Below are 12348 nucleotides of genomic sequence, written 5' to 3'. Positions count from 1 at the left end.
GGTGACAGCCAGGCATGCCGGATCCGGCCGTACACCCGGGGTCGTCCCGGACGCGGCGCAGCCGCTACGGGCAGACGGGTACGCGCAGTTGCGGGACTATGCCGTGATCGGGGACGGGCGATGCGCCGCGCTCGTCGCCCGTGACGGCTCCGTGGACTGGCTGGCCTGGCCGGACCTGGACTCGCCGAGCCTGTTCGCCGCCGTGCTCGACCCGGCACGCGGCGGCCGGTTCCTCCTCCGGCCCGACGTGCCGTACACCGCGAGCCGCCGCTACCTCCCCGGCACCAACGTGCTGGAGACGACGTTCACCACCGCTCACGGCACCGTCCGGCTGACCGATGCGTTGTCCCTCCCCGACGGCACTTCCCTGGCACCCGGGCGGGAACTGGTCCGGCGGATCGAGGGCCTCGCCGGCAGTGTTCCCATGCGCTGGAGCGTCGAGCCGCGCTTCGACTACGGCACCCGGGCGCCGCACCTGACTCACCGTGCCGGCGTCCCCGTGGCCACCTCCGGCGCCGATGCCGTCGCCGTCTGCGCCTGGAACGCGGGAAAGCCGCAGCTCACCGGCGATGCCGTCGCATCCGGCTTCCGGACCGAGGCCGGCACCCCGGCCGTCATCGCCCTGGCGTACGCACATCAAGAACCCCTGGTCCTGCCCACCCGTGCGGAGTGCGAGGCCCGCCTCGACCGCACCACCGCCGCCTGGCGCCGCTGGAGCGACGACCGCACCTACGGCGGACCTTGGCGCGAGGCGGTCCTGCGCAGTGCTCTTGCCCTCAAGCTGCTGGTGTTCGCCCCCTCGGGCGCGGTCGCCGCGGCCGTGACCACCTCGCTGCCCGAGGAGCTGGGCGGGGAGCGGAATTGGGACTACCGCTTCAGCTGGATCCGGGATTCCGCCTTCACCCTGGACGCATTCCTCCGGCTGGGCTGTGCGCCGGAGGCCACCAGCTACTTCTGGTGGCTCATGCACGCCTCCCAACTCACCCACCCACGTCTCCATGTGCTGTACCGCCTCAACGGCGGCACCCGCGCACCTGAGCACATCGTGCCCCTGTCGGGCTACCGGAACTCGGTGCCCGTGCGGGCAGGCAACGCCGCCGCCGGCCAGCTCCAGCTCGACACCTACGGCGAACTGCTGCAGACCGCCTGGCTGTACACCACGGCAGGCAACCGGCTCGACGCCGACATCGCCCGCCGGCTGGCCGAGACCGCCGACTTCATCTGCAGCGCGTGGCAGCTGCCGGACGCGGGCATCTGGGAAGTGCGCAGCGCACCCGAACACTTCACCCAGTCCAAGATGATGTGCTGGATCGCCCTCGACCGCGCCCTTCGCCTCGCCGCACGCCGTCTGATCCCCGACCGGCACGCGTCCCGTTGGCGGCGCGAACGACAGGCCGTCGCCGACTTCGTCGACAACCGCTGCTTCGACCCGCGCCGGAACAGCTATGTGCGTTCCACGGACAGCGACGCCATGGACGCGGGGCTCCTCCTCGGTCTGCTCCACGGCTACCTGCCGCCCGACGACCCTCGCACGTATGCGACTGTCGCCGCCGTCCAGAATTCCCTGCGGGACGGCCCCTACGTCAGCCGCTATCTCGGCGCCGACGGAGTCCCGGGCGGTGAGGGTGCCTTCCTCGCCTGCTCCTTCTGGCTCGCCGAAGGCCTCGCCCGGTGCGGCCGCACGGACGAGGCCGTCTCGCTCATGGACGAGCTCGTGACCCTGGGCAACGACGTAGGCCTCTACAGCGAGGAGATAGATCCCACCACCGGCGCGTTCCTCGGCAACCTGCCCCAAGGCCTGTCCCACCTGGCCCTCATCAGCGCCGCTTGCGTCATCGGGCGGGCCGCACCATGAACATCTGGGCCGCCCTGGCGGGCGGGTTCGTCGGCACCCTGGTCCTGACGACGGCCCTGCGCGCCGCCAACGCCTTCAAACTCACCCGCATCGACCTGCCGTTCCTGCTCGGCACCGCCTTCAGCAGCAACCGGACCCGCGCCAAGGCCCTCGGATACGGCGCGCACTTCGTCAACGGCCAGATCTTCGCCCTGATCTACTACGCGGTCTTCGTCGCGATCGGCGAAGCCGGTTGGTGGATGGGATGTCTCCTCGGCCTCGTCCACGGTCTGTTCGCCGCGACCGCCCTGGTCAACATCCTGCTGCCCCTCGTCCACCCGCGCATGGGGACACCCGAGACCAGCGCCCCCCACGTCGCGCTGCTGGAACCACCCGGCTTCCTGATGCTCAACTACGGCCCCGGCACGCCCACCGTCACCCTCGCCGCACACCTCGGATACGGCGCCATCGTGGGAGGCTTCCTCACCTGACCGCGCCGAGCGCCCGAGCCGGCACGGGGCAGGGACCGCCGGCCCCGGGCAGGGTCCGGTCAGGTCGCGGTGAGTCCGAGCTCCTTGGCGAGCCGGCCCCGGTGCCACGACGGTGGGCCGAACAGCTGGGCCGAACCGTGGGCGCGCTTGAAGTAGCGGTGGGCGTCGTGCTCCCAGGTGATGCCGATGCCGCCGTGCAACTGGATCGTCTCGCCCGCCACCGCGGAAAAAGCCTCGGAGCAGGCGGATTTGGCGACGGCCGCGCAACGCGTCAACTCCGACGAGCCGGCGTCGGCGGCGAAGGCAGCGCAGAGTGCGGCCGACCGTGCCGCTTCCACCAGCACGTACGCGTCCGCCAGCCGGTGCTTGAGCGCCTGGAAGGAGCCGATGGGCCGGCCGAACTGGACGCGCTCCCGGGCGTAGGCCACCGTGAGCTCCAGGCAGCGCTCGGCCGCGCCGGTCTGCTCTGCGGCGAGCGCCGTGCAGGCCAGGTCCAGTACGCGCCCCAGGATCCGGCCGCCGTCGCCCTCCGCGCCGATCAGCCGGCCCTCGGCCCCGTCGAGAACGATGCGTGCCTGTGCCCGGGACCGGTCCATGGTGACCACCGCTTCACGGCGCAGACCCGCGTCGTCGACGGGCACCTGGAACAGGGAGACCCCGACCGCCGTCCGCGCCGCCACGAGCAGCACAGCGGCCTCGGTGCCGTGCAGCACGAACTCCTTGGCCCCGGTGAGCCGCCAGGCGCCGCCCGCGCCACGGGAGGCCTGGGCCCGCACGGCCGCCGGGTTCCAGGAACCGCGTTCCGCCCAGGCGAGGGCCCCCACCGTCCGGCCCTCGGCGAGTCCCGGCAGCAGCCGCGCGCATGCCTTCGCGTCCCCGGATGCGAGCAGAGCCTGCACCGTGAGTACCGCGGATCCGAGGTAGGGGACGGGACTGAGGTTCCGGCCCAACTCCTCCATGACGACGTGGACCTCACGTGCACCGCAGCCCGCTCCGCCGTACTCCTCGGGGACGGAGAGTCCGGCGACGCCGATCTGCCCGGTCAACGGCAGCCAGGCCGCCGCGTCCTCGTGCCGCGCGAGCGATGCCCGCACGGCGTCCCGCAGTTCCTTCTGTTCTTGTGTCGGCCTCACCCTGCGGGCTCCCTTCTGTGCCGCTCGGTCCGGGCCGGATTCAGGGGGCCAGCACGCGGGCGCGGCAGGCGGCCGGTGTGCCCCAGGCGGACCGCAGCGGTCGGGCCTTGCGGATCCACAGGGAGAGGTCGAGCTCCTCGGTGTAGCCGAGGGCGCCGTGGATCTGCAGTGCGGTACGGGCAGCGGCGTAGGCCGCCTCGCACGCCGTGACCTTCGCCGCCGCGATCTCGCGGCCGGACGCCGGATCGTGCGCGGCCAGGGCCACTGCCGCGGCATGGATCAGCGGCTGGGCGAACTCCAGAGCGATCAATGTGTCGGCCAGCCGGTGCTTGACCGCCTGGAACGAGCCGATCGCCACCCCGAACTGGGAGCGCCTCTGCGCGTGTTCGACCGTTCGTGCGAGCAGGGTGCGGCCCAGACCGAGGGCCTGGGCAGCCGTCCCCAGCGCAGCGACGTCGGCGGCGTGCGCGGCCGCGGCGGCCACTTCCGGGCCCCGCGCCAGGACGGTTCCGCCGAGCGGGCGGGCCGGCTTGCGCGCCGGGTCGGCGGACGGCTGTACGGGCCCTGCCGCCGCTGCCAGGCGTACGGCGTCGCCTTCCACGACGAAGACCGCGTCGGCAGCGTGGGCGTCCAGGGCGTACGGGCTGCTCTCGCAGAGCAGACACAGTGAGGCGGCCGTCTTGCCGGACGCGATGGCGGGCAGCCACGCGACGGCTGCCGTGTCGTCTCCGAGGCGGTCGAGGAATGCCGCCACGGCCACCGTCTCCACCAGGGGACCCGGCACCGCGTGGCGGCCCAGTTCCGTGAAGGCGACGGCGAGTTCGACGGGCAGCGGGCCGAGGCCGCCGTGCCGCTCCGGCACGGCCAGGGCGAAGACGCCGGCCGCCGCGAGCCGGGACCAGAGCGCGCGGCCGGGTGCGGTGTCCCCGACGGCCCAGGCCCGCACGACGGCGGGGGTGCCGGCCGCCGCGAGCATGCCGTCGAGGGAGCGGGCGAACGCCTGCTGCTCGCCGTCGAGGAGGAACCGCATCACCGGCGTCCCCTCGGCATGCCGAGCAGCCGCTCGGCGATGATGTCGCGCTGGATCTCGTTGGTGCCGGCGTAGACGGGGCCGGCGAGGGAGAAGGTGTACCCCTCGGCCCAGCTCCCCTGGGCGGGCGCTTCCTCTGCCGTGTCCGACAGTTCGCCGTACGGGCCGAGCAGGTCCAGCGCGGTTTCGTGGAGGGCGATGTCCAACTCCGACCAGAAGACCTTGTTGAGACTCGACTCGGCGCCGATCGTCTCTCCGGCCGCGATCCGCGAGGCAGCCGCGTAGGTGTACAGCCGGTACGCGCGGGCGCCGACGACCGCGTCCGCGACCCGGTCGCGCCGGGCGGTGTCGCCCGGGTCGGCGCGGGAGCGCCACAGCGCCTCCAGGCGGTCGGCCGCCGCGGAGAACCGTCCCGGGCTGCGCAGCGTCAGCCCGCGTTCGTTGCCCGCGGTGCTCATGGCGACCCGCCACCCCTGGCCCGGCTCGCCGATCACGTCCCGGTCCGGGACGAAGACGTTGTCGAGGAAGAGTTCGGCGAACGCGGGCTTGCCGTCGAGCCGGCCGATGGGGCGCACGGTCACCCCTTCCGCGTCCAGCGGGAACATGAGGTACGTCAGGCCGTGGTGCGGCCTGGTCGCCTTCGTGCCGCCGTGGTCGCCACGGAAGAGGCCGAACGCGCGGTCTGCGAAGGCCGCCCGCGACGACCAGGTCTTCTGGCCGCTCAAGAGCCAGCCGCCGTCGGCGCGTACGGCCGTGGAGCGCAGGCTTGCGAGGTCCGAGCCGGACTCCGGCTCGGACCAGGCCTGGGCCCAGACCACCTCGCCGCTCGCCATCGGCGGCAGGATCCTGGCCAATTGCTCGTCCGTGCCGTGCTCGAAGAGGGTGGGGGCGAGGAGATTGATGCCGTTCTGGCTGACCCGGCCGGGTGCGCCGGCGGCGTAGTACTCCTCCTCGAAGATCAGCCACTCGAGGACCGAGGCGCCCCGGCCGCCGTGCTCTTCGGGCCAGGAGACCACCGACCAGCGGTCCGCATACATTGTCCGCTCCCATTCCCGGTGGGCCGAGAAACCTTCGGCGGTCTCCAGGGAAGGCAAAGGCGCGGCCGGGACACGGGCGGCGAGCCATGCGCGTGCCTCGGCACGGAACGCCTCCTCCTCCGCGGTGAAGTCGAGGTCCATCAGGAGGAGGCCTCCTTCATCGCGCGGACGTCCATGCCGGCGAGCGGGTCGCTCGCGGTCTCGGCGTTGTGCGCGTGCGCCAGGTGGTGCAGCCCGAAGACCGAGTCCAGTCCGGCGTGCAACCCCTGAAGGTCCTCGGCCTGGTTGACGGCCCGCTTGGCCAGCGCCAGCCCCAGGCGCGGCATGTCGGCGATCCGGGCCGCCAACTCCATGGTGCGGTCGACCAGTTCGGTGCGGGGTACAACCCGGTTGACCATCCCGACCTCGTACGCGCGCTGCGCGCTCATCCGGTCGCCGGTGTAGAGGAACTCCTTGGCGATGCGCGGCGGCATCACCCATGGGTGGGCGAAGTACTCCACGCCGGGGATGCCCATGCGCACCACCGGGTCGGCGAAGAAGGCGTCCTCCGAGGCGATGATCAGGTCGCAGACCCAGGCCAGCATCAGTCCGCCCGCGAGGCACGCGCCCTGCACGGAGGCGATCAACGGCTTGGGCAGTTCGCGCCAGCGGCGGCACATGCCCAGGTAGACCTCCGACTCGCGGGCGTAGCGGCTCTCCGCTCCCTGCTTGTCCGAGTGGTCCCACCAAAGACCCGCCTTACGGTCGAACGGCAGGTGCGCGTCCCGCTCCGGGGTGCCGATGTCATGGCCGGCCGAGAAGTGCTTCCCCGCTCCCGCGAGGACCACGACCTTCACCGCATTGTCGTCGGCCGCGCGGTAGAGGGCGCGGTCCAGGGCGTAGGTCATCGCGGAGTTCTGGGCGTTCCGGTGATCGGGCCGGTCCATGGTGACCACGGCGACGGCACCGTGGCGTTCGTACCGGACGGGTTCAGCCGGTTCGGTGCGGGCAGCGGACATCCGCCCCCTCCTTCCCTAACAAGTGTTTGGTAGGTTAACGTACGAGCCATCGGCCGTCGAGAAGTCGGGCCGCCCCTTCGCCGCGAGCCGCCCGGAGCCGCCCATGAGCAGCGTCGAGGAGTTCCGCACCGGTTTCCGCGACTGGCTGCGAGCCAACCTCACGGGGGAGTTCGCGCATCTGCGGCGGCGCGGCGGCCCGGGCCGGGAGCACGAGGCCTTCGACGAACGCCTCGCCTGGGAGCGGCACATGGCCGCCGCGGGCTGGACCTGCGTCGGCTGGCCCAAGGAGTACGGCGGCCGGGGCGCCACCCTCGAGCAGCAGGTCGCCTTCCACGAGGAGTACGCCCTCGCGGACGCACCCGCCCGCGTGGGCCACATCGGGGAGCAACTGCTCGGCCCCACCCTGATCGCCTTCGGCACGCCCGGGCAGCGCGAGCGGTTCCTCCCCCGGATCGTCGCGGTCGAGGAGCTGTGGTGCCAGGGGTACAGCGAGCCGGACGCCGGATCGGACCTGGGAGGCGTGCGGACGCGGGCCGAGTTCGACGGCGAGGAGTGGACGGTCACCGGCCAGAAGACCTGGACCTCACTCGCGCACCGGTCCGACTGGTGCTTCGTCGTCGCCCGCACCGAACCCGGCTCCACCCGCCACCAGGGCCTGTCCTATCTGCTGGTGCCGCTGGACCAGCCGGGTGTGGACGTGCGGCCGATCACGCAACTGACCGGCACCTGCGAGTTCAGCGAGGTCTTCTTCGACAGCGCCCGCACAGCCGCGGCGAACATCGTCGGTACCCCCGGCGACGGCTGGAAGGTCGCCATGGCCACGCTCGGCTTCGAACGCGGTGTGTCCACCCTCGGCCAGCAGGTCGGCTTCCGCCGGGAGCTGGAGGCCGTCATCGACCTCGCCAGGCGCAACGGCGCGGCGGAGGACCCGCTGATCCGTGACCGGATCGCCCGGGCCTGGATCGGCCTGGAGATCATCCGGGGCAACGCACTCCGGATGCTCGACGGCGTATCGGCCGGCGCACCGGGCCCCGAGTCGTCCGTCGGCAAGATCTTCTGGGCGACCTGGCACCGGGAACTGGGCGAGCTCGCCATGGATGTCCACGGCGCCGACGGAATGCTGGCGGCCGGCGAGCCGTACGACCTCGACGACTTCCAGCGGCTGTTCCTCTTCTCCCGCGCCGACACCATCTATGCCGGATCGAACGAGATCCAGCGCAACATCATCGCCGAGCGGGTGCTCGGCCTGCCCAAGGAGGTTCGCCCATGACCTCGGCCCCGCCGCCGTACGTGCCGGGCCACCATCTGCTCGCCGGGCGTACCGCCGTCGTCACCGCCGCAGCGGGCGCCGGCATCGGCGGCGCGACCGCCAGGCGGCTCCTGGAGGAGGGGGCGAACGTCGTCGTGTCCGACGCGCACGCCCGCAGGTTGAAGGAGTCAGCGGCGGAACTGACCGCCCGATTCGGTGCGGACCGCGTGACGTCACTGCCCTGCGACGTGACCGACGAGACCCAGGTCACGGCACTCTTCGACCTCGCGGAGGAGCGGCACGGTCGCCTCGACATCGTGGTCAACAACGCCGGACTCGGTGGCACGGCCGATCTCGTCGACATGCCCGACGAGCAGTGGGAGAAGATCCTCGACGTCACCTTGAACGGCACCTTCCGCTGCACCCGCGCCGCTCTGCGCCGCATGAAGGCAGCGGGCGGGGGAGGCGTCATCGTCAACAACGCCTCGGTGATCGGCTGGCGGGCACAGAAGGGTCAGTCGCATTACGCCGCTGCCAAGGCCGGCGTCATGGCACTCACCCGCTGCGCCGCGCTGGAGGCCGCCGACTACGGCGTACGCGTCAACGCCGTCTCGCCCAGCCTCGCGATGCATCCGCACCTGGTGAAGGTCACCACCCCCGGACTGCTGGAGGAACTGACCTCCCGCGAGGCGTTCGGCCGCCACGCCGAGCCGTGGGAGGTGGCCAACGTCATCGTGTTCCTGGCCAGCGGCTACTCCTCGTACATGACCGGGGAGATCCTGGCCGTCAGCAGCCAGCACCCATGAGGCGAGAATGGCCGTGTGCCGAAAAGCAGCAGTAGGAAGACCACCATGAGCCCGTCGCCCGACCGGCGCGAGGAACTCCTCGCCACCGCGGCCGAGGTGTTCGCCGCACAGGGGTACAACGCCACCACCGTCCGCAAGATCGCCGACGCGGCGGGGATGCTCGCGGGCAGCCTCTACTACCACTTCGACTCCAAGGAGTCGATGCTCGACGAGATCCTCTCCACCTTTCTGGACGACCTGTGGGCCCGGTACGACGCCGTCCTCGAGGCCGGACTCGGACCCAGGGAGACGATCGAGGCCCTCGTCACCGAGTCCTTCCGGGAGATCGACCGGCACCGTGCCGCGGTCGCGATCTACCAGAAGGAGTCCAAGCACCTCCGCACCCAGCCGCGCTTCGGCTATCTCGCCGAGTCGCAGCAGAAGTTCGAGAAGGCGTGGCTCGGGACGCTGGAGCGCGGCGTCGCCGACCGTGTCTTCCGCGCCGACCTCGACGTCCGGCTCACCTACCGCTTCGTCCGCGACACCGTTTGGGTCGCCGCGTCCTGGTACCGGCCGGAGGGACAGCACAGCCCGGAGGAGATCGCCCGCCAGTACCTGTCGATGGTGCTGGAGGGGATCGCCCTCCGCGCCTGACACCGCAGACATCGGAGAAGGAGTGGCCATGGCCGAGGCATACATCGTCGAAGCGGTCCGTACCCCCGTCGGGAGGCGGAACGGCGGGCTGTCCGCCGTCCACCCGGCGGACCTCGGAGCACACGTCCTCAAGGCGCTGATGGCACGCTCGGGCGCCGATCCCGCGGCCGTCGAGGACGTCGTGCTCGGCTGCCTGGACACCGTCGGCCCCCAGGCCGGTGACATAGCCCGCACCTGCTGGCTGGCCGCCGGGCTGCCGGAGGAAGTGCCCGGTGTGACGGTGGACCGGCAGTGCGGCTCCTCGCAGCAGGCCGTGCACTTCGCGGCCCAGGCGGTGCTGTCGGGCACCCAGGACCTGGTGGTCGCGGGCGGCGTGCAGAACATGTCGATGATCCCGATCGCCTTCGCCACCCGCCAGGCCGCCGAGCCGCTCGGCCTGACCCAGGGCCCCTTCGCCGGCTCCGAGGGCTGGCGGGCCCGCTACGGCGACCGGCCGGTCAACCAGTTCGCGGGCGCCGAGACGATCGCCGCCAAGTGGGGCATCTCCCGCCGGGACATGGAGGAGTTCGCGCTGCGCTCCCACCAGCGGGCGATCCGCGCCATCGACGAGGGCCGCTTCGAGCGCGAGCTCGTCCCGTACGGAGATGTCACCACGGACGAGGGTCCGCGCCGCGACACCGGTCTGGAGAAGATGGCCGGCCTGAAGCCGGTGATCGCCGGCGGCAGCATCACCGCGGCCTGCTCCTCCCAGGTCTCCGACGGCGCGTCCGCCGTTCTGCTCGCGAGCGAGCGTGCCGTACGGGAGCACGGGCTGACGCCGCGTGCCCGCATCCACCACCTCTCGGTGCGCGGCGAGGACCCGATCCGCATGCTGACGGCGCCGATCCCGGCGACGGCGTACGCACTGAAGAAGGCCGGGATGACGCTCGACGACATCGACCTGGTCGAGATCAACGAGGCGTTCGCGTCCGTGGTGCTGGCGTGGCTGAAGGAGACCGGGGCCGACCCTTCGCGCGTCAATGTCAACGGCGGGGCGATCGCCCTCGGCCACCCGCTCGGCGCCACCGGCACCAAGCTGATGACCACCCTGCTGCACGAACTGGAGCGCACGGGCGGCCGCTACGGCCTCCAGACGATGTGCGAGGGCGGCGGCCAGGCGAACGTCACGATCATCGAACGGCTGTAGCGCCGAGACACGAATGCGTGGGCGGCGACCAGGACGACGCCGCCGTCATCGACCCCTTCCGACGTGCGACGTCCTCGCAACCCGGCCTCCACTGCTAGGCTGCGAGCGACGTAGATCGTGTATCGAGGAGAAGCAGACGTGGTGGGTGAAGACGACATCTCCGGGTGAGATCCGGATCTGACGGCCACCGGCCGGCGCTCAGGAGCGCTGCCGACGTGGTCCGTTTCGTCGTTCCCCTTTTCCCACGTCTGCCCAGGGCAGAGGTCCAAGCTCTGCCCTCAGTTCCTTCGAGGTCGCTTCCATGTCCGACGCAGCCGTCGTCTGCTCGAACCTCTCCTTCGCCTGGCCCGACGACACCCCGGTCTTCCACGACCTGTCCTTCACCATCACCACCGGGCGCACGGGGCTGGTCGCTCCCAACGGCTCCGGCAAGAGCACCCTGCTCCGACTGATCGCCGGCGAACTGAAGCCCACCACCGGCTCGGTGTCCGTCGGCGGCACACTCGGCCACCTCCCGCAGAGCCTCCCCCTGACCGGCAACCTCACGGTCGCCGAGGTGCTCGGCGTCGCCGCCGTGATCCGCGCCCTGGACGCCGTGGAGTCCGGGGACGTCAGCGAGGAGCACTTCACCACCATCGGCGACGACTGGGACATCGAGGAACGCACCCGCGCCCAACTCGACCGCCTGGGCCTCACCGAACTCACGCTGGACCGCGGCCTGAGCACGCTCAGCGGCGGCCAGGTCGTCTCGCTCGGCCTCGCCGCCCAGCTGCTCGAGCGCCCCGACGTGCTGCTGCTCGACGAGCCCACCAACAACCTCGATCTGCAGGCCCGGCACAAGCTCTACGACGTGCTGTCCGACTTCAACGGGTGCCTGCTGCTGGTCAGTCACGACCGCGCACTGCTCGACCGAATGGAGCGCATCGTCGAGCTCGGCAGCCACGAAGTGCGTTCCTACGGCGGCAACTTCACCGCGTACGAGGAGGCCGTACGCGCGGAGCAGGAGGTCGCGGAGAAGAACGTCCGCAACGCCGAACAGGAACTGAAGCGGGAGAAGCGGGAGATGCAGCAGGCCCGTGAGCGCGCCGAGCGGCGCTTGAGCAACGCCTCCCGCAACCTCAAGAACGCCGGCCTGCCCAAGATCTTCGCCGGCAACATGAAGCGGGGCGCGCAGGAGTCCGCGGGCCGGGCCGGTCAGATGCACGCCTCACGGGTCGGCGAGGCCAGGGCCCGCCTCGACGAGGCCGGACGCGCACTGCGCGACGAGCAGCGCATCACCCTGGACCTGCCCGACACCTGGGTACCGGCCGGCCGCAACCTCTTCCTCGGCGAGGGGATGCAGGTGCGCCTCGGGGACAAGGCCGTGTTCGCCGCGGGCGGTGTCGACCTGACCGTCCGGGGCCCCGAGCGCATCGCGCTGACCGGCCCCAACGGCGCCGGAAAGACCACCCTGATGCGGCTGATCACCGGCGAACTCGCCCCGTACAGAGGGGAGATCAAGCGCAGCGACGGCCGGATCGCCTATCTCTCGCAGCGCTTGGACCTGCTGGACCTGAACCGCACCGTGGCGGAGAACTTCGCCGCGTTCGCCCCCGAGCGACCCGAGGCGGAGCGGATGAACCTGCTCGCCCGCTTCCTGTTCCGGGGCGCGCGGGCGCACCTGCCCGCCGGCGTGCTCTCCGGCGGCGAACGGCTGCGCGCCACTCTGGCCTGCGTGCTGTGCGCCGAACCGGCCCCGCATCTGCTGCTCCTGGACGAGCCGACCAACAACCTCGACCTGGTCAGCGCGGGCCAACTGGAGAGCGCCCTCAACTCCTACAAGGGCGCCTTCATCGTGGTCAGCCACGACGAGCGGTTCCTCGCCGAGATCGGCGTGAACCGCCGGCTGCGGTTGGCAGACGGAAAGCTCACGGAGACGGGAGCCCCGGCGGTGTGATCCACCGCCGTGCGC

The 12348-nt window shown here is 71.6% G+C and carries 11 protein-coding genes; 7 read left to right on the top strand and 4 right to left on the bottom strand.

The genetic code is table 11. The features are described from left to right. Window position 1: 1 nt before the first annotated feature. Together MDN94_RS34835 and MDN94_RS34830 are read left to right on the top strand one after the other, a co-directional pair. Entirely contained in the window at window positions 2–1855 is a 1854-nt protein-coding gene (locus MDN94_RS34835; protein WP_482729804.1) for a glycoside hydrolase family 15 protein, read from the top strand. After that, window positions 1852–2325 carry a hypothetical protein gene (locus MDN94_RS34830; protein WP_482729803.1) on the top strand — a complete coding sequence of 158 codons (474 nt, stop codon included), beginning with the start codon at window positions 1852–1854 and terminating at the stop codon, window positions 2323–2325. Before MDN94_RS34835 ends, MDN94_RS34830 begins: the two co-directional genes overlap by 4 nt. Window positions 2326–2384: 59 nt before the next feature. On the opposite strand, the gene MDN94_RS34825 is transcribed toward MDN94_RS34830, so the two are convergent. Genes MDN94_RS34825 through MDN94_RS34810 form a run of 4 tightly spaced genes read right to left on the bottom strand, consistent with a single transcriptional unit; the run spans window position 2385 to window position 6523 of the window. After that, window positions 2385–3458 carry an acyl-CoA dehydrogenase family protein gene (locus MDN94_RS34825; RefSeq protein ID WP_482729802.1) on the bottom strand — a complete coding sequence of 358 codons (1074 nt, stop codon included), beginning with the start codon at window positions 3456–3458 and terminating at the stop codon, window positions 2385–2387. A gap of 40 nt (window positions 3459–3498) precedes the next feature. Then, entirely contained in the window at window positions 3499–4488 is a 990-nt protein-coding gene (locus MDN94_RS34820; RefSeq protein ID WP_482729860.1) for an acyl-CoA dehydrogenase family protein, read from the bottom strand. Then, complete coding sequence (locus MDN94_RS34815; protein ID WP_482729801.1) at window positions 4488–5666, bottom strand: acyl-CoA dehydrogenase family protein; 1179 nt, start codon at window positions 5664–5666, stop codon at window positions 4488–4490. The genes MDN94_RS34820 and MDN94_RS34815 overlap by 1 nt, the downstream gene beginning before the upstream one ends. Then, window positions 5666–6523, bottom strand: coding sequence for an enoyl-CoA hydratase (locus MDN94_RS34810; protein ID WP_482729800.1), 858 nt, complete (start codon window positions 6521–6523; stop codon window positions 5666–5668). The genes MDN94_RS34815 and MDN94_RS34810 overlap by 1 nt, the downstream gene beginning before the upstream one ends. Before the next feature lie 103 nt (window positions 6524–6626). Here MDN94_RS34810 and MDN94_RS34805 point away from each other — a divergent pair, with 103 nt between their 5' ends. The 5 genes from MDN94_RS34805 (at window position 6627) to abc-f (ending at window position 12333) form a co-directional block, all read left to right on the top strand. Next, window positions 6627–7793, top strand: a complete 1167-nt coding sequence (locus MDN94_RS34805) for an acyl-CoA dehydrogenase family protein (protein ID WP_482729799.1) — start codon at window positions 6627–6629, stop codon at window positions 7791–7793. Then, window positions 7790–8578 carry an SDR family oxidoreductase gene (locus tag MDN94_RS34800; RefSeq protein WP_482729798.1) on the top strand — a complete coding sequence of 263 codons (789 nt, stop codon included), beginning with the start codon at window positions 7790–7792 and terminating at the stop codon, window positions 8576–8578. The genes MDN94_RS34805 and MDN94_RS34800 overlap by 4 nt, the downstream gene beginning before the upstream one ends. A gap of 45 nt (window positions 8579–8623) precedes the next feature. After that, complete coding sequence (locus MDN94_RS34795) at window positions 8624–9211, top strand: TetR/AcrR family transcriptional regulator (protein ID WP_482729797.1); 588 nt, start codon at window positions 8624–8626, stop codon at window positions 9209–9211. 28 nt (window positions 9212–9239) lie between these two features. Further along, a complete protein-coding gene (locus MDN94_RS34790; RefSeq protein ID WP_482729796.1) occupies window positions 9240–10397 on the top strand; it encodes an acetyl-CoA C-acetyltransferase in 1158 nt (385 codons plus the stop codon). Window positions 10398–10698: 301 nt separating this feature from the next. Next, window positions 10699–12333 carry a ribosomal protection-like ABC-F family protein gene (abc-f, locus tag MDN94_RS34785; protein ID WP_482729795.1) on the top strand — a complete coding sequence of 545 codons (1635 nt, stop codon included), beginning with the start codon at window positions 10699–10701 and terminating at the stop codon, window positions 12331–12333. The last annotated feature ends 15 nt before the right edge of the window (window positions 12334–12348 follow it).

The organism is Streptomyces sp. WAC00040, assembly GCF_056835925.1.
The sequence above is the reverse complement of the archived record's forward strand: the minus strand, read 5'-3'. Positions and strand labels throughout refer to the sequence as shown.

What these genes read in the sequence shown, in the direction of transcription:
- MDN94_RS34830 (WP_482729803.1), top strand. Translation starts at nt 1,852, where the DNA reads ATGAACATCTGGGCCGCCCTGGCGGGCGGGTTCGTCGGCACCCTGGTC.
- MDN94_RS34820 (WP_482729860.1), bottom strand. Translation starts at nt 4,488, where the DNA reads ATGCGGTTCCTCCTCGACGGCGAGCAGCAGGCGTTCGCCCGCTCCCTC.
- MDN94_RS34815 (WP_482729801.1), bottom strand. Translation starts at nt 5,666, where the DNA reads ATGGACCTCGACTTCACCGCGGAGGAGGAGGCGTTCCGTGCCGAGGCA.
- MDN94_RS34810 (WP_482729800.1), bottom strand. Translation starts at nt 6,523, where the DNA reads ATGTCCGCTGCCCGCACCGAACCGGCTGAACCCGTCCGGTACGAACGC.
- MDN94_RS34805 (WP_482729799.1), top strand. Translation starts at nt 6,627, where the DNA reads ATGAGCAGCGTCGAGGAGTTCCGCACCGGTTTCCGCGACTGGCTGCGA.
- MDN94_RS34800 (WP_482729798.1), top strand. Translation starts at nt 7,790, where the DNA reads ATGACCTCGGCCCCGCCGCCGTACGTGCCGGGCCACCATCTGCTCGCC.
- MDN94_RS34795 (WP_482729797.1), top strand. Translation starts at nt 8,624, where the DNA reads ATGAGCCCGTCGCCCGACCGGCGCGAGGAACTCCTCGCCACCGCGGCC.
- MDN94_RS34790 (WP_482729796.1), top strand. Translation starts at nt 9,240, where the DNA reads ATGGCCGAGGCATACATCGTCGAAGCGGTCCGTACCCCCGTCGGGAGG.
- abc-f (WP_482729795.1), top strand. Translation starts at nt 10,699, where the DNA reads ATGTCCGACGCAGCCGTCGTCTGCTCGAACCTCTCCTTCGCCTGGCCC.